This is a genomic window from Allochromatium humboldtianum (assembly GCF_013385175.1).
Taxonomy (GTDB): Bacteria; Pseudomonadota; Gammaproteobacteria; order Chromatiales; family Chromatiaceae; genus Thermochromatium; species Thermochromatium humboldtianum.
The window spans coordinates 1-24,559 of record NZ_JABZEO010000020.1; the positions used below are offsets into that span (position 1 = coordinate 1).

Genomic DNA, 24,559 nt, shown 5'->3' on the forward strand with positions numbered 1-24,559 from the left:
ATGGCGTTTCTGACGAACTTCTATGCCTTCCTGTTCTATTTCGCCGCCTTCGTGCTCGTGGCCGGCCTGGCTCGCAAGATCATTCAGTACGCGCTCACGCCTGCGCCGCTGAAGATCCCGACCACCCCGGCGCCGACGACCGGACGCGGTGTGGTTCTCAGGATGATGCGTGAGGTCGTCCTGTTCGAGAGCCTGTTTCGCGGCAACAAGTGGACCTGGATCTTCGGCTGGATGTTCCACTTCGGCCTGTTCCTGGTCACGCTGCGCCATCTGCGCTACTTCATCGAACCCGTGTGGTTCCCGATTCAACTCGTCCAGCCGTTCGGCATCTATGGCGGTATCGCCATGGTCGTGGGGCTGGCCGGACTCTGGGCGCGGCGCTTCCTGGTCGACCGCGTCAAGTACATCACCTCGACCTCGGACCATCTGATCCTGGGGCTGCTGGTCGCCATCGGCTGCACCGGACTGCTGATGAAGTTCGTCTTCCATGTCGACGTGGTCGAGATCAAGCACTTCTTCCTGGGACTCTACAGCTATGAGCTCGAGCCGCTGCCGGCCGATCCGCTGCTGCTGCTGCATCTGCTCCTGGTGGCCCTGCTCATGATCATCTTCCCCTACAGCAAGCTGCTGCACATGCCCGGACTCTTTTTCAGTCCGACGCGCAACCAGGTCGACAACCCGCGCGAGCAGCGTCACATCGCGCCCTGGGCCAGAAAGTTCGAACAGTCATGAGCCGCCTGATTCGAGCGCCCCAGTCGTCCGCTTACAGAGGTTGATCCATGGCCAAGGCAACGTTCGAAGTCCCAGAACTGACCCAATACACCGAGGTTCCGTCCGTTACGCCCGGAGCCATGGCGCACAGCGCGCCCTTCAAGTCCAAGGAAGATTTCCAGACCCCGCTCGGTTTCCCCGGCGAGCTGGTCGAGGACTGGCAGACCAAGGCCATCGACAAGATGGGCGAGCTGCTGGGCAAGTACCGCTCGCTGCGCGTCTACATGGACGCCTGTGTCAAGTGCGGTTCCTGTACCGACAAGTGTCATTACTTCCTCGGCACCGGCGATCCCAAGAACATGCCGGTCGGTCGTCAGGATCTGATGCGCAAGGTCTACCGGCGTTATTTCACGCTGGGCGGCAAGCTGTTTCCCAAGCTGGTCGGGGCCGAGGACTTCACCGAGGAAGTGCTCAACGACTGGTACAGCTACTTCCATCAGTGCTCGCAGTGCCGGCGCTGCTCGGTGTTCTGTCCCTACGGCATCGACACGGCTGAGATCTCCATGGCCGCGCGCGAGATCATGGACTCGATCGGCGTCGGTCAGAAGTACTGCAACGAGATCATCGGCAAGGTCTACAAGATCGGCAACAACCTGGGTCTGCCCGGCCCGGCGCTGGTCGACACGCTCGAAGGGCTGGAAGAGGACGTCTACGACGACACCGGCGTCAAGGTGCGCTACCCGATCGACGAGGAGGGCGCCGAGATCCTGCTCGTGACGCCTTCGGCCGACTTCTTCGCCGAGCCGCACGTCGACGGTCTGATCGGCTACGGCAAGGTGTTCCACGAGGCCGGCGTGTCCTGGACCCTGAGTTCGTATGCCTCCGAGGCGGCCAACTTCGGCATGTTCATCGGCTCCTACGACAACATGCGCCGCGTGGCCCAGCGCATCCGCGAGGCGGCGATCAAGCTCAAGGTCAAGCGCATCGTCTTCGGCGAGTGCGGACATGCCTGGCGCGTGGCCTATTCGTTCCTGAATACGCTGGCCGGTCCCTGGGACTTCCTCGACCCGCGCTATCCGGTGCCGCAGCACATCTGCGAGTTCACCTATGAGTTGATCCAGCAGGGCAAGCTCACGCTCGACAAGAGCGAGAACGACGACAAGGTGCTGACCTATCACGACTCCTGCAACGTCGCGCGCGCCTCGCGCATGGGCAACACGCCGGGCGGTCAGTTCGAGATCCCGCGCGCCATCATCCGCGCGACCTGCAACAACTTCTACGACATGGATGAGGACACCATCCGCGACCGCACCTTCTGTTGCGGCGGCGGCGGCGGCTTGCTGACCGACGATCTCATGGAGCTGCGCGTCAAGGGTGCCAAGCCGCGGCTCGATGCGCTCAACAACGTGATCCAGGAAAAGGGCGTGACGCACATGGCCGCCATCTGCGCCATCTGCAAGAGCCAGTTCACCAAGGTCTTGCCCTATTACGGCCTGGAAATGGATCAGATCGTCAGCGTCCATCAACTCGTTTCCAACGCCATCGTGCTCACGCCTGGGCCGGATGACGACGAGGACGAAGACGACGATGAGCCGGATCTGGACGATCCGAACGAAGAAGAAGAAACAGACGAGGCGGCCTGACCGGGGCCATCGAAGCGCGGCGTCTCCGGACCAATCCACTGGAGCCGGCTGCGCGACCTGATACGAATCCCCTGATCCCCGCGTCAGGGTTCAACTGGTACGGAGAACGATTGAGATGGCGACTTCCAGCGACGAGATGAAGATGAAGCCGACCTGGCGTCGATTCGAGGACGGCGACCACGTCTGGGACAACCTGACCGATAAGATCTTCAATCAGGACCGCTCCCACAAGTGTCCGACCTATGTCCACAAGACGCCGCCCTGTCAGGGGAGCTGCCCCTCGGGCGAGGACATCCGCGGTTGGCTGCAGATCGTGCGCGGCATGGAGAAGCCGCCGCAGGGCATGGACTGGAAAGAGTATGCCTTCCGTCGTTCCACCGATGCCAATCCCTTCCCGGCGATGATGGGCCGCGTCTGTCCGGCGCCCTGTCAGGACGGCTGTAACCGCAACGAGCTGGAAGACTTCGTCGGCATCAACTCGGTCGAGCAGTTCATCGGCGACACCGCCATCGCCAACAATTACACGTTTGAAGCGCCCGAACTCGACACCGGAAAGCGCATCGCCATCGTCGGCGGCGGTCCCGCTGGACTCGCGGCGGCCTATCAACTGCGCCGCAAGGGGCATAGCTGCACCATCTTCGAGGCCAACGACGGTCTGGGCGGCATGTTCCGCTTCGGCATCCCCGGCTATCGCGTGCCGCGCGACAAGCTCGACGCCGAGATCCAGCGCATCCTCGACATGGGCCGTGTCGAGGTCAAGCTCAAGACCCGCATCGGTAGCGATGTCACGGTCGAGCAGCTCGAAAAAGACTATGACGCCATCCTCTGGGCCATCGGCTGTCAGAGCGGTCGCGGTCTGCCGGTTCCGGGCTGGGAGGGCACGCCGAACTGCGTCACGGGTGTCGCCTTCCTCAAGGCATTCAACGAAGGTCGCATGAAGGTCACGGCCGGCAAGGTCGTCTGCGTCGGCGGCGGCGACACCTCGATCGACGTGGTCTCGGTCGCGCGTCGTCTCGGCCATGTCAACAAGAGCAACCCGAACGAGCTGCCCGAGACCGTGATCCGCGACGGCTATGTCGCCCACGATGCCGCCAGTGCCGCCGCCGCTCAGGGCGCCGAGGTCACGCTGACCTCGCTCTTCACCCGCGACAAGATGACCGCCTCCGAGCACGAGGTCGACGACGCGACCCGCGAGGGCGTGACCATCCTCGACGGCGTGATGCCGGTCGAAGTCATCAAGGATGCCAACGGCCGCGCCATCGGTCTGAAAGTCGCCGACTGCACCATGACCGACGGTCGTCCGACTCCGGTCGAGGGCACAGAGCGCGTGCTCGAAGCCGACCTGATCGTCTCGGCGATCGGGCAGGGCGGCGATCTCTCGGGCCTGGAGCAGCTCGACAACGGACGCGGCCTGATGGACTCAGACAAGTTCTATCAGGTGCCGGGCAAGGCGGGTCACTTCGTCGCCGGCGACATCATCCGTCCGCACCTGCTGACCACCGCCATCGGTCAGGCCTGGATCGCCGCCGACTCGATCGACGCCTATGTGATGCAGGCCGAGCACAAGCGTCGTCCCAAGGTCGACGTGCACCACTTCAACCTGCTCGACAAGCTCAACGAGACCAATCTGGCGCCCGAGACCTTCGAGGTCGCCAAGCTCGGTGATCTGCGTGGCACCTCCGACGGCAACTGGGCGATTCATAACTACGAGGATCGCTCCGGCGCCGAGGTCATCCCGCACGAAGAACTCTTCCTCGGACACTTCAACTATGTGGCGCGCAACCTGCGCAAGGAAGAGGTGCCGAGCGCCGACGAGGTGCTGGGACACTTCCACGAGCGCGTCATCGGTCTGACCGAAGCCGAGGCGATCGACGAGGCCAAGCGCTGCATGAGCTGCGGTCTGTGCTTCGAGTGCGACAACTGCGTCATCTTCTGTCCGCAGGATGCCGTCTATCGCGTCGACAAGTCCGAGCGCACCACCGGCCGCTATGTCGCCACCGACTACGCCAAGTGCATCGGCTGTCACATCTGTGCCGACGTCTGTCCGACCGGCTACATCAAGATGGGTCTGGGCGAGTGAGGCCCCTGGAGGCGTCGATGGTCAAAGCCGTAGTCAGAGCCGGCCTGCTGACGCTGGGTCTGGTGTGGGTGGCGCTCGCCGCCGACACCGCCCTGGCCGATGAGGTCAAGCGCTATGTGGTCGAGGGTTCGCCCGCCGCCGAGCGGGAGTCCTGCGTCGAACCGACCGAGACGATGCGCCGCATGCACATGGAATTCATCAAGCATCAGCGCATCTCCACGGTCCACGAGGGCATCCGGGGCACCAAGTACAGCCTCACCGGCTGTGTCGACTGTCACATCAGTTACGACGAGAACCGCAATCCCCGCCCGATCGACCAGCCCGATCAATTCTGCGGGGCCTGTCACAACTATGCCGCCGTGGATCTGAACTGCTTCGACTGTCACGCCTCCGTGCCCAACCGGCCCGGCGCCGATGCCGAGGCCGCGCATCGTGCGGCCGGTGTCGTGGGACGGGTCGCGAGCACGCCTCCACAGGGAGGCCGGTGAACGATGAACGAGAACGCAACCCGCATCGCCTCTACGTCCGACGAGACCCCGGCTTCGACTGTCGACGCCGGGCGTCGCGGCTTCATCGGCACGGCGGCCGGACTGAGCGCCGCCGCGCTGGTGGCTCCGGGCGTCTTTCTGCACAGCGTCGCGGCCGCTCCGCGCAGCGAACCGGTCACGGATTCGGTGCGCTGGGGCCTGTTGATCGACACCGCCAAGTGCGCCGACGGCTGCTCGGCCTGTGTCGACGCCTGCGACCGTGAAAACGGCCTGGATCTCCAGGAACCGCATGGCTCCGAGTCCAAGTGGGAGCACCAGAAAGCGGTCTGGATCCGCAAGATCAAGCTCCAGGACAACCAGACCGGACGCATCACCCAGCTCCCGCTGATGTGTCAGCACTGCGAGCATCCGCCCTGTGTCGACGTCTGCCCGACCGGAGCGTCCTTCAAACGCGCCGACGGCATCGTCATGGTCGACCGCCATCTGTGCATCGGTTGCCGTTACTGCATGATGGCTTGCCCCTACAAGGCGCGCAGCTTCATCCATCAGCCGACGACCGGCCAGTTGACCGCCGTGCCGCGCGGCAAGGGCTGTGTCGAGAGCTGCAATCTGTGCGTGCACCGGCGCGACCATGGCGAAGAATCGACCGCCTGCGTCGATGCCTGTGCGCAGGAAGGGCACGGAGCCATCGTCTTCGGGGATCTCAAGGATCCCGACAGCGCCATCAGCCAACGTCTGCGCGAGATCCCGAGTCGTCAGATCCGCGAGGATCTGGTGTTGAACACGGGCGTGCGTTACGCCGGCGTCTGAGTCCACTTTTCAGCCTTCGCGTACCGAGGCGAGGCCAGGGGTTTATCGAAATGAAACGAGTCGTCTATCGCGAATGGCGGATCCCGCCCGAGCGTTACTGGAGTCTGCTGGGCTTCCTGGCGGCCCTGATCGGGATCGCGGCGCTCTCATTCGGCTACATGGAACACGAGGGTCACTGGGTCAGCGGGATGAACAACTCGGTGGTCTGGGGGATGCCGCATGTGTTCGCGGTCTTCCTCATCATCGCGGCCTCGGGGGCGCTCAACATCGCCTCGATCGGCACCGTGTTCAAGAAACCGATCTACAAACCGCTCGGACGGCTCTCGGGGCTACTGGCGGTGGCGATGCTGATGGGCGGTCTGCTGGTGCTTGTGATGGATCTCGGGCGCCCGGAGCGTCTGATCGTGGCCATGACCAACTACAACTTCAGCTCGATCTTCGCCTGGAACATCTTCCTCTATACCGGCTTCATGGCCATCGTCATCGCCTATCTGTGGTCGATGGCCGACCGTCAGGGCGGGCCGTTCAACTATCCGATCGGCATCCTGGCACTGGTCTGGCGTCTGGCGCTGACCACGGGTACCGGGTCGATCTTTGGCTTTCTGGTCGCGCGTCAGGCCTATGATGCCGCCATCCTCGGTCCGATGTTCGTGGCGCTGTCCTTCGCCTATGGGCTGGCAGTATTCATGCTGGTGCTCATGTTCGGCTTCGAAGAGGAGGGACGCCCGATCGGCCCGCGCATGATGCGCCGGTTGCGCAATCTGCTGGCGCTCTTCATCGGCATCGCGCTCTATTTCACGCTGATCTATCACCTGACCAATCTCTACATGGCCAAGAACGACAGCCTGGAGCATTGGCTGCTGCTCAGCGGCGGGATCTACACCTTCCTGTTCTGGGTCGGCTGGATCCTGGTCGGCAGTCTGGCGCCGATGTGGATTCTCTATCATCCGGTGCTGAGTCAGAAGCGCGAGTGGATCATTGGCGCCTGTGCGCTGGTCATCGTCGGCGGCTTCTCGGCCATGTATGTCATCATCATCGGCAGCCAGGCGTTCCCGATGGCGCTGTTCCCCGGACACACCATCCTGGAATCCGGTTTCGCCGATGGCGTCAACGGCGCCGCCGCGCCCTATTGGCCGACCATCCCCGAGATCCTGCTCGGCGTCGGCGGCGTGGCCGTGGCGCTGCTGATCACGGCGGTCGGCGTGCGGGTGCTGCAATTCATGCCCGAGTCGCTGGCCGACGACGTGGTCGCGCCGGACGAGGAGACCCTGGACGCCGCGCCCTTCGCTAAACCGGCCTGAGATGGCGCATCTCTACATCGCCGCGCCGCAGAAGTCCTCCGGCAAGACCACGCTCTCGATCGGTCTCTGTCGGGAGTTCACGCGGCGCGGTCTGGCCGTCCAGCCGTTCAAGAAGGGGCCGGACTACATCGATCCGCTGTGGCTCGGTCAGGCGGCCGGGCGTTCCTGCTTCAATCTCGACTTCCACACCACGCCCGAGTCCGAGATCCGCTCGGCCTTCGCCCGCGAGCTGGGCACGGCGGATCTGGGACTGATCGAGGGCAATGTCGGGCTGTTCGACAGTACGCGGCTCGACGGTGCGCACAGCAACGCCGAGCTGGCCAAGCTGATCGGCGCGCCCGTGGTGCTGGTGGTCAACTGTCATGGTCTGGCGCGCGGGATTGCGCCGCTGCTCCAGGGCTATCAGGCCTTCGATCAGGAACTCGACATCGCGGGCGTGATCCTGAACAAGGTCGGCGGCGGGCGGCATGGCGAGAATCTGGTGCGGGTCGTCGAGCACTACACCGATCTGCCGGTCCTGGGCCTGCTGCGCCGCACCGACGAGATCGGCATCGACGAGCGTCATCTGGGTCTGATGCCGAGCAACGAGGCCGAAGACGCCGAGGTCTGGATCGAGCGCATCCGCGCCCGGATCGCCGATCAGGTCGATCTGGATCGGCTGTTGGAGATCGCCGAGCACGCACCGACTCCAGAGCCTGAGCCAGTCGGGGTCATCCAACCTGCACGCGATGGCGATCTGGTGCGCATCGGCATCGCCCGCGACGCCGCCTTCGGCTTCTATTATCCCGACGACCTGCGCGCACTCGCCGCCGGCGGAGCCGAACTGGTGCCTTTCAGCCCGATCTCCGACAGCACGCTGCCCGACGTCGACGCGCTCTTCATCGGCGGCGGCTTTCCCGAATACCGCATGGCTGAGCTGGAAGACAATCGGTTGATGCGTCAGGCCATCCGCGATTTCGTCGCCGACGATCGCCCGTTGTATGCCGAGTGCGGCGGCCTCATGTATCTGTGTTCGCGGCTGTGCTGGAAGGACGAGCGGCGCTCCATGGTCGGCGCCCTCGATGCCGATGTCGAGATGCGCGACCGGCCCCAGGGCCGCGGTTATGTGCGTCTGAGTGAAACCGAGGCGTTTCCCTGGCCGCGTCTGGGATCGGAGCCGACCGAGATCGCCGCCCACGAGTTCCATCACTCGGCGATCCTGCAACCGGACCCCGACTGGCGCTATGGCTATGCCGTACATCGGGGCGCCGGCATCGACGGCTCGCACGACGGCATCGTCCAGGGTAATCTGTTGGCCTGTTACAGCCATCTGCGCGCCGTGGGCGGCAACCGCTGGACGGATCGGTTTCTGGCTCAGATTCGTCGCACGCTCTGACTCTGACGGCGCGCGGCCTGCGGTTCAATTTCAACCTTGAGCCATGTCCGCTGGACGCGGTTCGAGAGGGGTCTGATGATGTTCAAGCTGACACCCGCCGCCGCCGAGCAAGTCCTCAAGGCGGCCAAGCAAGGCGGTACCGAGGGCATGTGCCTGCGTCTGGCCGCCGGCCAAAATCCCGACGGCAGCATCGACTACCGGATGGGATTCGATGATCTCACCGAGGACGACATCCGCCTGACCAGCGAGGGCGTGGACGTCGTCATCGCGCCTGAACACGTGCCGCTGCTCGATCAGACGGTCATGGACTATGTCGAGCTGGAGCCGGGGCAGTTCCACTTCATCTTCCTCAATCCCAAGGATCCGACCTATCGTCCGCCGACCGACGGCTGAGTCGGCGTCCGGATCATGGATCTCAGTCACGAGGACAGTCTGCGACTCCACGTCCTGCTGGCCAGTCGACCGCTGGCCATCCGCATCGACGAGGGCCGGATGCGAGTCCAGGGTCTGACCGAGCGCGGCGAGTCGAGCATCCAGCTCAATCCCGACACGGCTCCCGAGCGCTATCTGCGCCGGGTGCGCGAACTCATCTCCGGGCATGTGCTGGGTTCGCCCGGCGGCTATCCGGTCTATCTCAGCCGCTGGACGCGCCTGGGGCAGATGCGCGACGAGAGTCTGGCGCAACTGCTGCTGCTCGGCGAACCGGAAGCCGTGGTCGCCGCCGTCGGTTCGCCCGGACTGACCGACGAACTGGCGCACCGTGCCTGGTGGGCGATGGAGGACGCCGGCAACGCGCGCCGGATGCTGGCCAATCCGCGCGTGCGCGATGGGCGCATGGGGCCGGTCCTGGCCGAGTATCTGCTCCAGTATCTCCCGTTCGAGACCGACTCGGAGGCGATGATGGAAAGCGTGCGGCTGATCCTGCAAACTGGGTTGCTCGACGATGAGCGACGAGCCGATCTCTGGATACGCGCGGCGCGCAAGCCGGCGTGGTTGGTAGGGTTTCTGCGTGCCGGGTTCGACGACTGGCCGGAGGTCGGGCCGGCACGCCCGGTCCCGGAATCGCTGACGTCACTGGCCGCCGACGCCGATCCGGTCGCCTGTCTCTTGACACGACTCAACACACCGGCCGGTCAGGGCTATCTCAAGACGGTGGCACGAATTCTCGACAAGCCGCCCAATCAGGACGTCCTGCTCGCCGTGTTCGACTGTCTGCGTGCGACCCTCGCGCCCATCCGTCCCGAGGGCGATCCCGATCTTGGACTCGAAGACCTGAGCCGAGACGCCGAGGACTTCCCGTCCTCCGATCCACGCGGACTCGAACTGATGCGCGTCTGTTCCGACTGTCGCGTCGAACTCCAGGCCATGCGCTTTCTGTCCGGCGTCGGCTATGCCCTGATCCGGCCGCTACTGTCAGACCCGACCACCCAGGGCACCCTCATGCGCCGCAAGCTCAGCCCAGTGCTCGACGCCATCGCGAACCGGATCGATTGCCTGACGCGCTGAGTGTCCGGGGGCGACGCGAACCCAAGGTTCGACAGAGCGTTTTCGTGGTCGGTCGATCGTTCACTGTTGGCGGAACTGGATCTCCAGCCGTAGCGCGACCGTCGGCTCGACCTCGTACTCCTCGCGCTCGTGCCAGGACAGTCCAGGTTCCAACTCATAGAACAGCCACGAGCGCCAGACATTGCGCCGGTAGCCGAACTTGAGCCAGCCTTCGATCAGGAGGTCGTTCGGCTCGGTCTCGCCGCGCACGCCGCCGCGCACGCTGATCGCGGTCTTGTCGTTCAGCCGGCGCGCCCACTGGGCCTGGCTCGACCACTCGATCCCACGGGTCTCGTCGCGGTAGTTTCCAAACAGGTTGTAGCGCCACAGGGTGTCCGGATCGGACATCCATTCATAGTCGAGCAGGGTACTCACGCCCGCGCCATCTTCGGACTTCCAATAGAGGGTCGAGGTGACATGAGACACTGTGTTCGCCGTCCAGGGCTGGGTGTAGACATGACGGGCGGCCAGCAGGATCTCGGGTGACAGGCCGCCGGCCAGACCGCCGCCGAGCGAGAACCGGCTGTTGGGTCGGTCGCGAAAGAGATAGTTGAGACCAACGGCTCGATCCGTGTTTTTGATCTCGTCACGAGCGGTGCCCGCCAGTTCGCGTCCGGTGACGGCGGCATCGGCGTCACTGGTGAGCGTGAGACGCAACCGCTCGTCGAAGCGGGGAAGATCCGCGCCGCCGCGAAAGCGGACCCCGTTTTCGCTCTCGTCCTCGACCCCGGAATAGAAGCCATCGAACACGACCGTCAGGTTGGCGCTTGCATCTTTATGGATCTCGGTGCGAGGATCGCCGAAGAAACTGTCGAACCAGATGGCCGCCCGTTGCAGTCGCTCCGTGACATAGGCATGCCCATCGTCATACCAGCGTGAAGCCGGGCGATCTACAGTACCCGAGTCCGAGATGTCCGCGTCTTGGGCATTGGCGGCATTCCATGAGAGCGCCATCGAGAGTGCGATCACATCGAAGGCGGTGACGACAGCCTTGCCGATACTCCCAACTCCACGTCGATTCATATTCACCGACCCCCCAGATGTCACTCGAAACACCGCGATTATACGTTGCTCTCCTGGTCGTGCTCGGCATCTCGGCGGCTTTCGCGTGGTTCCACGGCGCTACGACCGAGGCGGCCACAGCGAACTGGTCTTCTCGCATCACGCCACTGGTATGGCGTCCGGACGCCGAGATCCGACCGCTGAACCTGAGCTATGAGGTCAGTTGGAGCCAATGGCTGCGGGCCGGCAGCCTTCAGATCGCCTTCGACCCGAAGCCTGGAGCGCAAGGGGGGCTGGTCGAGGCCAGGGCCAGGGCGCGTAGCCTGGGGCCGGTGCGGGTGTTCTGGCCCTATGAGAGTTCGACGCGCGCCGAGATCTCACGCCGGACGCTCCAGCCATCCCGCTTCGAGCATGTGAAGACCGAGAGCGGTGAGCGACAGACCTATCGGGCCACCTATCGCAACGGCTCGATGAGCGTCGAGTCCGTGCTCAGGTCAGGCGATGGGCGGGACGTCGAGCGCGAGACGCGAACCCATGAATTCGGACAGATTCGCGACGTGCTGTCCACGCTCCTGTTCCTTCAGCAGATCGATCTGAGCCAACGCCGGACCGTCACGCTCCTGGTGCAACCCCTGGATCGGCTGTATCTGGTGTCCTTCCGCGTGGCGGGCCAGGAGTCACGCCGGGTCTTCGAGAAGACCTGGAAGACGATCAAGCTCGCGGTCGAGATCCGCCGCGTCTCGGACGACCTGGAGTTGGCCAGCTACACCAAGATGCGTAGCGCAACCCTCTGGCTCAGCGACGACCATCGCATCCCCGTCGAGATCCAGGCCGATCTGCAGGTCGGTTTCGTCTCCATGCGGTTGCGCCGTCTCGGGTGATCTTTGGCGTTCAGATGCCGACGATGAGTCGTTGTCCGGGCAGGATCTTGTTGTCGTCCGGGCGCATCTTGTTGAGTTTGCGCAATTCCTCGACCGAGATTCCATTCTGGACCGCGACGCGATAGAGCGTCTCCTGGGGCTTGACGACATGGTAGCGGGTCTGGGCCTTGGCCGGTTTTGCCTTGGTCGAAGACTTGGCCACGACAGGGGCTTTGGATGCGGCCACAGGTTTGGTCTTGGGGGTCGTCTTGGCCACAGCGGTACGGGTTGCGGCGGGCGACGAGACGGACCGGACGGCCGGTTCGGCGCGCGCGACGGCGGCCGGACGAGTGTAGGCTGGTGGCTGACTGGCGATCCGGCGTGTCATCCCGGCTGGGAGCCAGACCGTGGTTCCAGCCGGCAGAGGGCCATCGCCCTTGATCACCGGGTCACGCCAATGTAGGTTCATTTCAGCGAGCTGCTGCTTGGAGGTGCCGTAGTGCTGTGCCAGATGGCCGGCGGGCATGCTGTCGCGCAATACGATCTTGTCGTACTTCCAGGGCTCCTCGTAACGAATTCCTTCGGGGAAATAACGCTCGGGGTGGCTGGCGACCTCGCGGGCGGCGATGAATTCGGCGTAATAATTGCGCGAAGCGAAACCGAAGGCCGATCCCTTGTAGTGCTTGACGATACGACCGATGTCGCCTCCGTGTTGCGACTTGGCATTGGCGATGCCGCCCTGTCCGTGATTGTAGGAGGTGATCGCCAGCGGCCAACTGCCCAGGCGTCGATGGGCTTCGGACAGATAGCGAGCGGCGCCTTCCGCCGCGATGATCGGATCGTACCGTTCGTCGATATGACCATTGACGGTCATGTATTGCCGTCCGGTCGCCGGCATGAACTGCCAGATTCCGCTGGCGCCAGCGCTCGAGCGCGCGTTGGATTGGAAGGAGGATTCGACGTGCGGCAGATAGGCGAGATCCTCGGGCAAGCCGTACTGACGCATGATCTCGCGGAAGGTCTGATCGTAGCGTCCGCTGATCTCCACGCCGCGGCGGAACTTCTCGCGGATGCCGCGCTGGGCGCGGACGCGCTCCGAAGCGCCGTAGAGTGCCCCGACGCCGCCGGCGCGCTTGAATTTATCCAGCAGCGCCTTGTCGTCGGCGCTCAGGGGCTGGTTGTCGCGCACGCGCTGCTCCAGGCCGGCAAGCCGGGATCTGTGGTGATCCATGCGATCTTTCAACCAGGCACGTTGGGAGGCGCTGTAGCTGGCTTGAATCGGTCCTGGAATCCGCGTGACCTCGTAGATGACGCCGAGATATTCGTCGTCATGGATAGCGACCTCGCCCCGGCTCCAGACGCCATAGACATGGCGCCAGAAATCCACGTTGTCCTGAATCTCCGCCGGCACCGGAAAGGTGCGCGCGTCGCCATAGTCGCGCGACGTCTGGCGCCCCGTATCGCTGAGCTGAGAGTCGAGATTGTTGCTCGCGCAACCGGCCATGAGCAGCAGGCCAGCGGAAATGGGTAAGGCCCAAACGAGCCTGGCGTTCAGGGCGCGTGGTCGCATTGCTGAAAATTCCCCTTGAAAATTCTTGACCCTAGGCGGGATCTTTCGAGTTCGACGTTAAGTCTTGCGCATGAAAAAGCGTTTTGCAAGGTACCCTTTCGTTCGCGCGATCAAAAGGGATCAGGAGCCGAGCGGGCAGTGCCCGGCGGCTTCCAGTAGCGGGATGAGCCGGATCAGGGGCAGTCCGATGAGGGCGTTGGGATCGTCGCCTTCCAGGCGTTCGAAGAGCGCGATCCCGAGCCCCTCGGACTTGAAACTGCCGGCGCAGTCATAGGGACGCTCGCGCTCGAGATAGCCCTGGATGCGCGCGCGGCTGAGCACGCGGAAATGCACCCGGAACGGCTCGACCAGGGTCTGGGCCTGCCCGCTGCGCGTATCGAGCACGCAGAGTCCGGTCTGGAACAGCGCACAGCGGCCCGAGGCACGCTCCAGTTGCGCCATGGCTGTTTGGTGATCGCCGGGCTTGCCGAGGATGGCATCGTCGAGACAGGCGACCTGATCCGAACCGATGATGAGCGCGTCCGGGTGGTTCTCGGCCACGGCACGCGCCTTGGCCTCGGCGAGCCGTCGGACCAGTTCGGAGGGCGACTCGCCGGGATGCGGGCGCTCGTCGACATCGGGCGCGGCGGTGGAGAAGGGCAGACCGAGCCGTTCGAGCAGGGCGCGACGGTAAGGCGAGGTCGAGGCGAGGATCAGTGGGACAGGCGTCGAAATCGGGGTCATTGCAGTGCGTTCAGTCTTTGGGTTTCTCGTGGTGCCCGCCGAACTGATAGCGCATCGCCGACAGGAGTTGATTGGCGAAATCGCCCTCGCCGCGCGAGCCGAAGCGTTCGTAGAGCGCCGTGGTCAGCAGCGGGGCAGGGGTGCCGGTCTCGATCGCGGCCAGCGCCGTCCAGCGGCCTTCGCCCGAGTCCGAGACCCGGCCGCCGAATGCATCGAGCCGGGGATCTTCGTGCAGGGCATTGGCCGTCAGGTCGAGCAGCCAGGAGGCGATGACGCTGCCGCGTCGCCAGACCTCGGCGACATCGGCGAGTGGGATATCGTACTGATAGTGCTCGGGATGGGCGAGCGGGGCGGTCTCGGCGTCGCTGGCGTGGTCCTCGCGTCCGATACCGGCATGGCGCAGGAGGTTGAAACCCTCGGCATAGGCGCCCATGAGCGCATATTCGATGCCGTTGTGGACCATCTTGACGAAATGCCCGGCGCCATTGGGTCCGCAGTGCAGATAACCCTGTTCGGCGCGGTTCGGCGGACCTGAGCGCCCGGCGGTGCGCGGGATCTCGCCGGCTCCGGGCGCGAGCGCGGCGAAGATCGGGTCGAGGCGCTCGACGACTTCAGGTTCGCCGCCGATCATCAGACAGTAGCCGCGTTCGAGTCCCCAGACGCCGCCGCTGGTGCCGCAGTCGACCAGATGCAGACCCAGCGGGCGCAGCCGCTCGGCGTGGACCAGGTCGTCGCGATAGTGCGAGTTGCCGCCGTCGATCAGGGCATCGCCCGGTTCCAGGTGCGGGATCAGATCCTCGATGACGCCGCCCACGGCCGCCGCCGGGACCATCAGCCAGACATGGCGCGGCGGCTCCAGTCGGGCGCGGAACTCAGCCAGATCGCTGATGGCGATCGCGCCCGCGTCGACCAGGGCCTGAGCCTTGGCCGGGTTGCGATTGTAGACGACGCATTGATGTCCGGCGCGTAGCAGGCGTCGCACCATGTTGGCGCCCATGCGCCCCAGACCGATCATGCCGATGTGCATCTCGGGTGTCCTCCATTGGTTGTCGTTCGCCCAGTCGTCGCCGGGTTCATGCCGGGCGCGACTCCAGCACCACCACGCCATGCGCGCCGACCGTGAACCGTTCCGGCTGAGACAGCGGGTGCTGCGCCTCGGGCGGCACCACCAGTCCGCCCTCGGGCTGAGTGTCGACTGCGAGACACCAGCCGCGCCCGGCGATGACCGGCAGCTCGAAGGCATGGGCGACACTGTCCATGTTGAACATGACATGCAGCGGCGGCTCGTCTTCGACCTTGCCGGCCAGGGTGAAGGCCAGCACGCGGCTCGTCGGATCGTCCCAGTCGGGTTTGTCGAGCCGAGTGCCGTGCCAGGTGATGTCGGGCAGGGTCTGACCGTGCTCGGGCTTGCCGGTCAGAAAGCGGTCGCGCATCAGCGCCGGATGACGTCGGCGCAGTGCGATCATGGAACACACGAACTCCAGGACGTCGCGGTTGCTGTCGACCAGCCTCCAGTCGGACCAGGACAGCTCGTTGTTCTGACAATAGGTGTTGTTGTTGCCGCGTTTGGTGCGAAACACCTCGTCGCCCGAGAGCAGCATGGGCACGCCCTGGCTCAGCATCAGGATACTGATGAAGTTGCGGGCCTGCCGGCGCCGTAAACGTTGGATCTCGGCGTCGTCGGTCGGTCCCTCGCAGCCGCAGTTCCAGCTCAGGTTGTGGTCGTGACCGTCGCGGTTGTCCTCGCCGTTGGCCTCGTTGTGCTTGTGGTCGTAGCTGACCAGATCGCACAGGGTGAAGCCGTCGTGACAGGTGACGAAGTTGATCGAGTTCATCGGCAGCCGGTGGCGGCCCTCGTACATGTCGCTCGACCCGGCCAACCGGGTGGCGACCTCGGACACCAGCCCCGGATCGCCGCGCACGAAGCTGCGCACGACATCGCGATAACGCCCGTTCCATTCCGCCCAGCGATAACCGGGGAAGTCACCGACCTGATAGAGTCCGGCCGCGTCCCAGGCTTCAGCGATGATGTGGGCGCGGTTGAGCGAGGGCGCGAGTTCGATCGCCCACAGCACCGGGGCATGGTACTGCGGGTTGCCGTCCTCGCCGCGCGCCAGCGCGCTGGCCAGATCGAAGCGGAAGCCGTCGACGTGCATGCGGCGCACCCAGTAGAGCAGGGCGTCGATCAGGAACCGCGTCACCAGCGGGTGATTGCAGTTCATGGTGTTGCCGCAGCCGGTGTAGTCGCGATACAGGCTACGGTCCTCGAAGTCGAGGTGATAGAAGATCTCGTTGCCGAACGCCTTGAAGCTGATGACCGGACCGCCCGCGCCGCCCTCGGCGGTGTGGTTGAAGACCACGTCCAGGATCACGCCGATCCCGGCCCTGTGGAACGCCTTGATCATGTCGCGGAACTCGTCGCGTGCATGGCTGGCGCTCACGGCGAAGCCCGGATGCGGGGCGAAGAAGCTGTGGGTGCTGTAGCCCCAGTAGTTTTCGAGTCCGAGGCTGGCGGTCTTGGGCGGCACGTCCTGGGCGTCGAAGGCCATGACCGGCATCAGCTCGACATGGGTGATGCCGAGTTCCTTGAGATAGGGGATCTTCTCGACGATGCCGGCGAAGGTGCCTGGATGGGCCACGCCGGACGAGGGATGACGGGTGAAGCCGCCGACGTGCATCTCGTAGATGACGGCTTGGCTGAGCGGGACGAACAGCGGCTTGTCCTCCTCCCAGTCGTAGTCGTCGCGCAATACCTGGCCGCGGATGGCGGTCTCGACGTTGTCGCCGGGGCGCGAGGCGGCGGCGCGGTCCCAGAGGCGGTCGCTGATGGTGGTGGCCCAGGGGTCGAGCAGCGCCTTTTCGACGTCGAGCCGGCTGCCGGTCTGGCGCAGGTCGGCCCGTCCGTCGGCACGCCAGTTGTAGAAGGCGCCCTCGGGAAGATTCTCGACGAAGATGTGCCAGAAGAAGAAGGTGCGGTTGACGCGCGGGTCGAGCTGGATCACCTCATAGGGGTCCGGGCTCTCCTCGCACTCGAACAGCAACAGCTGCATGCGCTCGGCATAGCGCGACAGCACACAGAAATTGACGCCGCCTTCCATGACCGTGGCTCCCGCCGTCTCCCAACTGCCTGGTCGGACACGGTACCTCAGTGGCCTCATCGGCGGTCACTCCAAAATCGAGCGAATTCGCTCATTTCAACATCGCCGGAACCATCAGATAGCCGATCAGGGTTCCGACCAGGGTGCCGAGAATGGCGCCCAGGAGAATTCCATACCATTTCATGTCGCCAACCTCTCTTGCCTCGTCCGAAGCTCGCTTATTGTGCGACCCTTTCGGTTCGGTCGACAAGCGCTCGTGGGCCTGTGCACAGAGCGATCTGAGTCGAGCCCAGGGCTTTTGTGCACGGGCCGGCGCTGTTAGAGTCAACGCTCCAGATTCATCCCGAGTCGTCTGCAATCCGCGATCCAGTGAGCCAATCCATGAATGCGCCGGTTTCCAACCCAACCAGTCTAGATCTTTTCGCGCTGTCTGCCGACGAGCGTTATGCCTATTTCACCCGCGAGGCAGTCGCGCGCAATGGAGTCTGGGCGCTCCAAGGGCCGGGCGGATTCGTGGCGTTTCGCGATGAGGATGGACGTGACTGCTTTCCGTTCTGGCCCAGCGCCGAGTCGGCGGCGGCCCTGGTCAACGAAGACTGGGCCGACTGTCGACCCGAGCCGCTGGCGCTGGAGGTCTTCATGGAGCGCTGGCTCAAGGGCATGGCGCGCGATGAGCGTCTGGCGTCGGTCTTTCCGGCTCCGGACGGCACCGGCATCGTGGTCGAGCCGCTCGAACTGTATGAGGATCTGAGCCAGCTCAAGGCGCGTTAGTCGACTCGCGCCGGATCTCATCGAGGATCGCCATGGCGCGATCCAGGGTTTCAAATGCGGTGTGGAAGTGAGGCGAGAAACGAATGCCGCCGCCACGCTGGGCGCAGAGCACGCGCCGAGCCATGAGTGCCTGATAGAGCTGCGCGGACGACTCGCCCGGCACGCGGAAGGTGACGATTCCGGCGCGTCGTTCGGGATCGCGGGGCGTGAGCAGCTCGAATCCGCGCGCATCGATCAGGGCGATGAGATGCTCAATGCGAGCCTGAAGCCGGCGCCAGACCTCGTCCATCCCGATCTCGGCCAGCAGCGAGAGACTGGCCTCCAGCGCGTGCGCCCCGAGCAGATTGGGACTGCCGCACTCGAAGCGGCGCGCGTCCCTGGCCGGTGTCCAGTCAGTACGGTCGAAGTCGCCCGAATGCTCGACCATGTGCCAGCCGAACTGGCGGAGCCGTAGACGCTCGCGCAACTCGGGCCGGACATAGAACAGCGCCAGCCCTTCGGGACCGAGCATCCACTTGTGCCCATCGGCGACGACGAAATCGGCCTGAAAGCGCTCGAGATCGAAGGGCAGGGCGCCGAGACCCTGGATGGCATCCACGCACAACAGGACGTCATTGGCCCGGCACCAGGCCCCAAGCCGTTCCAGATCAAGCCGCAGACCCGAGGCATACTGCACCCAGCTCACGGCGATCATCCGTGTCGAGTCGTCGCACAGCGCGATCAGATCGGCTTCGGGATCGCTGGAGCCGGCCAGATCCAATGCGCGCCAGGTCACGCCCTGATCGGCCAGCGACTCCCAGACCACGCGGTTGGAGGGGAACTCCTGCGCGATGCCGACGATGCTGTCCCCCGGCGTCCAGGGCAGGCCGTGCGCGATGACCGACAGCGCTTCCGACGTGTTCTTGGCCAGGGCGATGTCGGCGGCCTGATCGGCGCCGATCAGCCAGGCCAGACGCTCGCGCAGACGCTGCTCGACGGCGAGCCAGACGGGATAGCCGAGCGATCCCAGACGCGCGTTCTCCTCGGCGAAGCGCGTCACCGCCGCCACCGCGCGCTGTGGCCAGGGGCCGACAGCCGCGTGGTTCAGATGACAGAGGCCGGGGTCGAGTGGGAACTCGTCGTTCATTCGGCGGCGCTATCGGCTGGCGCGGCCGCTGGTGTCGCCGAAGGCGGAGGGCTGGCGGCCGGCGCTGGACTCGGCGTCGGTTCAGCCGGCTTGGGCGCTGGAGCCGGCGCCGGCTGAGGTGCGGAAGCACTCGCCTCTGCCGTGCGCTCGGCGGGCTTCGGAGCCGGTGCAGGCGCCTCCTGGATCTCGGGCGCCGGCTTGGCGGGTACCGGATCAGACGCCGCGGGTGCGGTCGGTGCCGCCTCTTCGATGATCGACGGCCGCTGCTCGGTTGCGTCCGGCGCCGCCGGCTTGGCCGTTTCGGTTGCAGGAGTGCTCGTCTGCTCGGTCGGCTTCGCAGGTGCGGTCTCCGGGGACGCCGCTGATGTGTCGGCATCACGGGCGGGTGTATCGGATTGAGTCGGTTCGCGCATCCGCGTCTCGCGCGCATTCGTGGCGTCGAGTGTCTGAGCCGCTGCCGCCGCCTCGTCCTTCGCCACGGCATGGGACTCAGGCTTCTCGGCGTTGGCGTTTGACTCGGTCTTCGGCTCGTCGGCGGCTTCGGGCTCTGACGTAGCCTGAGCGACCTGCTGCGCTTTTTTGGCCTCGGCGGCGCGCTTCTCCTCGGCGATCCGTCGCGCCTCGGCACGACGGGCCGCCTCGGCACGCTGTTTGGCGACATAATCGCCGTAATTCGGCCCCTTGCCCTCGATGGTCACGGGTGTGCCGTTCGACACATGACGGAACAGCACGGGCGCGATCTTGCTCGGCATCCGGATACAGCCATGCGAGGCCGGCTGACCGGGGTTCGGGATCGGTCCGGCGTGCAGACCCACGCCGTCGTCGGTCAGACGCATGAAGAAGGGCATTTTCGCGCCCTCGAAGCGTCCGCCATCCGGGATCGGATCGCGTCCGACCTTGACGCTGGAGCGCAGGACACGACCGCCCTTGCCATAGACCTTGCCGTAGAGATTCGAGCGCTTGTTCTCGACCTTCTCCGTCACCTGGAAACGGCCGGTCGGGGTCGGATACTTCGGAAGTCCGGTCGCGACCGTGCTCCAGCCGATCTCTTCGTCGCCCGAATAGAAGCGCGCCTTCTGTTCGTTGGTATTGACGACGATGCGCGTGACCTTGCGTCCATCGCCCTTCCACTCATAGAGCGGGTTCGACATCTTTTTGTCTTTTTCCGGCGGCGTCTCGGTCGCGGCCAACGGATCGGACGCCGGAGACGCGGCGGCTCCTGCCGACTCCTCGGCAACGACGGGATCGGTCGGCGGCGCGTCCTTCTTGGTGTTGAAGCGTGCGAGTCCATCGCACCCCACCAACCCGAGCACGACGAGTGAGGTGACGCCGGTCTTGAACGAGACCGACGTGAAGGCGAGGATCTTGGAGGTGGTGGTCATGGTGCTGTGATTTCCCGAGCCTCGATGGGCACCGTCATTTTTGATTGTAAGATGGCGTTAGCATAGCGCGACCCGGTTGCGAGGGCACGCCTTGAACGCCGGCGGATTGGTGTACGAGCTGCTTTCGGGCGCGAAGCCATGAACAAAGACTGGCGCTCATGGTATCGTTCCTGCTTTCAGATGCGCCCGTGGCGCGAATTCTCTCAGCGCCTGGCCAGGGATCCACGCTGCTTGGGATCCACGCCGCTCGCCGCCGCGCCGTCCTCGAGCTCGACTTCTTCCAGCCGTGAGTTCCAATGACTGATTCCAATGCTCTGATCCGCGAGCGCCTCGCGCGTTCCATCCTCATTCTCGACGGCGCCATGGGCACCATGATCCAGCGCCACGGTCTGACCGAGGCCGATTATCGCGGCGCGCGCTTCGCCGACTGGCCGAGCGACCTCAAGGGCAACAACGATCTGCTGGCGCTCACGCGCCCGGACGTGATCGGCGGCATCCATCGCGCCTATCTGGAGGCCGGCGCCGACATCGTCGAGACCAACAGCTTCAACGCCACGCGCATCGCCATGGCCGATTACGGCATGGAAGACCTCGCCTACGAGATCAACGTCGCCGCCGCCCGGCTGGCGCGTGCGGCGGCCGACGAATACTCGACGCCCGAGAAGCCGCGTTTCGTCGCCGGCGTGCTCGGGCCGACCAACCGCACCGCCTCCATTTCGCCCGACGTCAATGATCCGGGCGCGCGCAACGTCGACTTCGATACCCTGGTCGCGGCCTATGCCGAGTCCACGCGCGGTCTGATCGAAGGCGGCGCGGATCTGATCCTGATCGAGACCATCTTCGACACCCTGAATGCCAAGGCCGCCATCTTTGCGGTCAAGCAGGTGTTCGACGAAGATGGCGTCGAGCGTCCCATCATGATCTCGGGCACCATCACCGATCAATCGGGCCGGACGCTGACCGGCCAGACCACCGAGGCGTTCTACAACGCGCTGCGTCATGCCGAGCCGATCAGCATCGGCCTGAACTGCGCGCTCGGTCCTTTCGAACTGCGCCAGTATGTCGAGGAGCTGGCGCGCATCAGCGAGACCCATGTCTCGGCCCATCCCAACGCCGGCCTGCCGAACGAACTCGGCGGCTATGATCTCGGTCCCGACGAGATGGCCGAAGAGATCGCCGAGTGGGCGCGCTCAGGGTTCCTCAACATCGTCGGCGGCTGCTGCGGCACCACGCCCGATCATATCCGCGCCATCGCCCAGGCCGTCGCCGGTATCGCGCCGCGCGTCCGCCCCGAGATCGCCCCGGCCTGCCGGCTCGCGGGGCTGGAACCCTGCAACATCGGCGCCGAGTCCCTTTTCGTCAATGTCGGCGAGCGCACCAATGTCACAGGCTCGGCGCGCTTCCGACGGCTGATCAAGGAGGGCGACTACGACACCGCGCTCAGCGTCGCTCAGGAGCAGGTCGAGAACGGCGCGCAGGTCATCGACGTCAACATGGACGAGGGGCTGCTGGATGCGGTCGCGGCCATGAAGCGCTTCCTCAATCTGGTCGCCGCCGAGCCCGAGATCGCCCGGGTGCCGGTGATGATCGACTCCTCCAAGTGGGAGGTGATCGAGACCGGGCTGAAATGCGTCCAGGGCAAGCCGATCGTCAACTCGATCTCGATCAAGGAGGGCGAGGAGAAGTTTCTCGCCCAGGCGCGACTGTGCCGACGCTATGGCGCGGCGGTCATCGTCATGGCCTTCGACGAGGTCGGGCAGGCCGACACCCAGGCGCGCAAGATCGAGATCTGCACCCGGGCCTACCGGCTGCTGACCGAGCAGGTCGGCTTTCCGCCCGAGGACATCATCTTCGACCCCAACATCTTCGCGGTCGCCACCGGCATCGAGGAACACGACAACTACGCGGTCGATTTCATCGAGGCCACGCGCGAGATCAAGCGCACCCTGCCGCACGCCAAGGTCTCGGGCGGTGTGTCCAACGTCTCCTTCTCCTTCCGCGGCAACGACCCGGTGCGCGAGGCCATCCACGCGGTCTTTCTCTACCATGCGGTCAAGGCCGGCATGGACATGGGCATCGTCAACGCCGGCCAGCTCGCCATCTATGCCGATCTGCCGGAAGAGTTGCGCAAGGCGGTCGAGGACGTGATCCTCAACCGGCGTCCGGACGGCACCGAGCGTCTGCTCGATCTGGCCCCGAAGTACAAGGGCGACGGCGGCGCAACCGAGAGCAAGGCCGATCTGGAATGGCGCGGCTGGCCGGTCGAGAAGCGCATCGAACATGCGCTGATCAAGGGCATCACCGACTTCATCGACGAGGACACCGAGGCGGCGCGTCAGGCACTCGGGCGTCCGCTGGAGGTGATCGAAGGCCCGCTGATGCGCGGCATGAACATCGTCGGCGACCTGTTTGGCGAGGGCAAGATGTTCCTGCCGCAGGTGGTGAAATCGGCGCGCGTGATGAAGAAGGCGGTGGCCTATCTCCAGCCTTTCCTCGAAGCCGAGAAGGCCGAGAGCGGCGCCGAGGCGAGCAATAACGGCAAATTCCTCATCGCCACGGTCAAGGGCGACGTGCACGACATCGGCAAGAACATCGTCGCCGTGGTCTTACAGTGCAACAGCTATGAAGTCATCGACCTTGGGGTCATGGTGCCGACCGAAACCATCCTCCAGCGCGCGCGCGAGGTCGGCGCGGATGTGATCGGACTCTCAGGGCTGATCACGCCTTCGCTGGACGAAATGGTGCATGTGGCCAAGGAGATGCAGCGCCAGGGGTTGGAGGTTCCGCTGCTGATCGGCGGGGCCACGACCTCGAAGCTGCATACCGCGCTCAAGATCGCTCCGCAGCGTGAGGCGCCGGTCATCTATGTGCCGGATGCCTCGCGGGCCGTGGGCGTGGTCTCCAGTCTGCTGAGCGAGACCCAGCGTCCGGGCTATGTGGCGGCCATCGCCGAGGAGTACGAGCGGTTGCGTGTCGAGCGCGAGGGGCGCTCGGCGACCCGTAAGTCGGTATCGATCACCGAGGCGCGCGCCAATCGGCTGGCGCTCGACTGGGCGGGCTATGAGCCGCCGAAGCCGGCGCTGCTCGATGCAGGTTTCAGCGACACGGCGTCCTGGTCGCTCAGACTGGAACGTACGGGCGAGACGGTGATTGCCACGATCGATGATTTTCCGCTCGACGATCTGGTCCGAACCATCGACTGGCTGCCCTTCTTCCGCGCCTGGGAGCTGGCGCATAAGCACTTCCCCGGCATTCTCGACGATGAAGTCATCGGCGAGGAGGCGCGTAAGCTCTATGCCGATGCTCAGGCGTTTCTGGAGCGGCTGGTGAGCGAACGCTGGCTCCAGGCGCGTGCGGTGCTGGGCTTCTTCCCGGCCAATGGGGTTGGAGCCGATGACATCGCGCTCTATACCGACGAGGCGCGCACCCAGCCGCTGGCGACCCTGCACAACCTGCGCCAGCAGATGCCACGCGATGGCGGACGCAATCAGGCCAACTTCTGTCTCTCCGACTTCATCGCCCCGGCCGAGAGCGGGCGCCCCGACTGGATCGGGGCCTTTGCCGTCACCGCCGGGGTGGGGATCGAGGAACATCTGGCGCGCTTCGAGGCCGATCACGACGACTACAGCGCCATCATGCTCAAGGCGCTCGCCGACCGGCTCGCCGAGTCTTTCGCCGAGCGGCTGCATCAACTGGTGCGCACCCGTTACTGGGGTTATGCGGCGGGCGAGACGTTGAGCAACGATGAACTCATCGCCGAGAAATATCAGGGCATCCGCCCGGCGCCCGGCTATGCCGCCTGCCCGGATCACACCGAAAAGGGAACACTCTGGTCGCTGCTGGAGCCCGATCAGCGCATCGGTCTCACGCTCACCGAGAACTATGCCATGTGGCCCACGGCGGCCGTCTCGGGCTGGTATTTCGCCCATCCCGAGGCGCGTTATTTCGGCGTCGGGCGCATCCAGCGCGATCAGGTCGAGGACTATGCACAGCGCAAAAGCATGACGCTCGCCGAGGCCGAACGCTGGCTGGCGCCTGTGCTGGGCTACGAGCCCTGAGATCGCCATGGGTGGC

Annotated in this window: 19 protein-coding genes; 12 read left to right on the forward strand and 7 right to left on the reverse strand. The window is 64.9% G+C overall.

The window, feature by feature from the left end; translation table 11 throughout:
• The 9 genes from HW932_RS18985 to HW932_RS19025 form a co-directional block, all read left to right on the forward strand.
• Positions 1-732 (forward strand): respiratory nitrate reductase subunit gamma (locus HW932_RS18985; RefSeq protein WP_176978038.1); only part of this gene is annotated, 732 nt, incomplete at its 5' end.
• A 47-nt stretch (positions 733-779) separates the two neighbouring features.
• Entirely contained in the window at positions 780-2,354 is a 1,575-nt protein-coding gene (gene dsrK / locus HW932_RS18990) for a sulfate reduction electron transfer complex DsrMKJOP subunit DsrK (protein WP_176978039.1), read from the forward strand.
• A 115-nt stretch (positions 2,355-2,469) separates the two neighbouring features.
• Entirely contained in the window at positions 2,470-4,434 is a 1,965-nt protein-coding gene (locus tag HW932_RS18995; RefSeq protein ID WP_176978040.1) for an NAD(P)-binding protein, read from the forward strand.
• Positions 4,435-4,451: 17 nt separating this feature from the next.
• On the forward strand, positions 4,452-4,922 hold the full coding sequence (locus HW932_RS19000; protein ID WP_176978041.1) for a sulfur reduction protein DsrJ: 471 nt from the start codon (positions 4,452-4,454) through the stop codon (positions 4,920-4,922).
• Positions 4,923-4,925: 3 nt separating this feature from the next.
• Positions 4,926-5,732, forward strand: coding sequence for a sulfate reduction electron transfer complex DsrMKJOP subunit DsrO (dsrO, locus tag HW932_RS19005; protein WP_176978042.1), 807 nt, complete (start codon positions 4,926-4,928; stop codon positions 5,730-5,732).
• 50 nt (positions 5,733-5,782) lie between these two features.
• Positions 5,783-7,033 (forward strand): NrfD/PsrC family molybdoenzyme membrane anchor subunit, encoded by a 1,251-nt coding sequence (nrfD, locus tag HW932_RS19010; RefSeq protein WP_176978043.1) that lies wholly within the window; start codon positions 5,783-5,785, stop codon positions 7,031-7,033.
• A gap of 1 nt (position 7,034) precedes the next feature.
• Positions 7,035-8,408 (forward strand): cobyrinic acid a,c-diamide synthase CobB, encoded by a 1,374-nt coding sequence (locus tag HW932_RS19015; RefSeq protein WP_176978044.1) that lies wholly within the window; start codon positions 7,035-7,037, stop codon positions 8,406-8,408.
• Between the two features lie 78 nt (positions 8,409-8,486).
• A complete protein-coding gene (locus tag HW932_RS19020; RefSeq protein WP_176978081.1) occupies positions 8,487-8,801 on the forward strand; it encodes a HesB/IscA family protein in 315 nt (104 codons plus the stop codon).
• 15 nt (positions 8,802-8,816) lie between these two features.
• Positions 8,817-9,914 (forward strand): sulfur reduction protein DsrS, encoded by a 1,098-nt coding sequence (locus tag HW932_RS19025; RefSeq protein WP_176978045.1) that lies wholly within the window; start codon positions 8,817-8,819, stop codon positions 9,912-9,914.
• A gap of 60 nt (positions 9,915-9,974) precedes the next feature.
• On the opposite strand, the gene HW932_RS19030 is transcribed toward HW932_RS19025, so the two are convergent.
• Complete coding sequence (locus tag HW932_RS19030) at positions 9,975-10,976, reverse strand: hypothetical protein (protein ID WP_176978046.1); 1,002 nt, start codon at positions 10,974-10,976, stop codon at positions 9,975-9,977.
• A 17-nt stretch (positions 10,977-10,993) separates the two neighbouring features.
• Here HW932_RS19030 and HW932_RS19035 point away from each other — a divergent pair, with 17 nt between their 5' ends.
• Positions 10,994-11,836 carry a DUF3108 domain-containing protein gene (locus HW932_RS19035; RefSeq protein WP_176978047.1) on the forward strand — a complete coding sequence of 281 codons (843 nt, stop codon included), beginning with the start codon at positions 10,994-10,996 and terminating at the stop codon, positions 11,834-11,836.
• 10 nt (positions 11,837-11,846) lie between these two features.
• Here HW932_RS19035 and HW932_RS19040 read toward each other — a convergent pair whose 3' ends face one another.
• The 4 genes from HW932_RS19040 to glgX form a co-directional block, all read right to left on the reverse strand.
• Positions 11,847-13,385 carry a lytic transglycosylase domain-containing protein gene (locus tag HW932_RS19040; protein ID WP_176978048.1) on the reverse strand — a complete coding sequence of 513 codons (1,539 nt, stop codon included), beginning with the start codon at positions 13,383-13,385 and terminating at the stop codon, positions 11,847-11,849.
• A gap of 120 nt (positions 13,386-13,505) precedes the next feature.
• On the reverse strand, positions 13,506-14,108 hold the full coding sequence (locus HW932_RS19045; protein ID WP_176978049.1) for a Maf family protein: 603 nt from the start codon (positions 14,106-14,108) through the stop codon (positions 13,506-13,508).
• A gap of 10 nt (positions 14,109-14,118) precedes the next feature.
• Positions 14,119-15,135, reverse strand: coding sequence for a phosphogluconate dehydrogenase (NAD(+)-dependent, decarboxylating) (gnd, locus tag HW932_RS19050; RefSeq protein WP_176978050.1), 1,017 nt, complete (start codon positions 15,133-15,135; stop codon positions 14,119-14,121).
• 46 nt (positions 15,136-15,181) lie between these two features.
• A complete protein-coding gene (gene glgX, locus HW932_RS19055; protein ID WP_176978051.1) occupies positions 15,182-17,266 on the reverse strand; it encodes a glycogen debranching protein GlgX in 2,085 nt (694 codons plus the stop codon).
• Positions 17,267-17,587: 321 nt separating this feature from the next.
• Here glgX and HW932_RS19060 point away from each other — a divergent pair, with 321 nt between their 5' ends.
• Positions 17,588-17,977 (forward strand): DUF2750 domain-containing protein, encoded by a 390-nt coding sequence (locus HW932_RS19060; protein WP_176978052.1) that lies wholly within the window; start codon positions 17,588-17,590, stop codon positions 17,975-17,977.
• Here the strand turns inward: HW932_RS19060 and HW932_RS19065 are convergent.
• Both HW932_RS19065 and HW932_RS19070 read right to left on the reverse strand, forming a co-directional pair.
• A complete protein-coding gene (locus HW932_RS19065) occupies positions 17,964-19,103 on the reverse strand; it encodes an aminotransferase class V-fold PLP-dependent enzyme (protein WP_176978053.1) in 1,140 nt (379 codons plus the stop codon). The two genes, HW932_RS19060 and HW932_RS19065, sit on opposite strands and share 14 nt — an antisense overlap.
• The gene (locus tag HW932_RS19070) at positions 19,100-20,485 is read right to left on the reverse strand and encodes a L,D-transpeptidase (RefSeq protein ID WP_176978054.1); all 1,386 of its coding nucleotides are present in this window, start codon (positions 20,483-20,485) and stop codon (positions 19,100-19,102) included. The genes HW932_RS19065 and HW932_RS19070 overlap by 4 nt, the downstream gene beginning before the upstream one ends.
• A gap of 296 nt (positions 20,486-20,781) precedes the next feature.
• On the opposite strand from HW932_RS19070, the gene metH reads away from it, so the two are divergent.
• The gene (gene metH, locus HW932_RS19075; protein WP_176978055.1) at positions 20,782-24,543 is read left to right on the forward strand and encodes a methionine synthase; all 3,762 of its coding nucleotides are present in this window, start codon (positions 20,782-20,784) and stop codon (positions 24,541-24,543) included.
• The last annotated feature ends 16 nt before the right edge of the window (positions 24,544-24,559 follow it).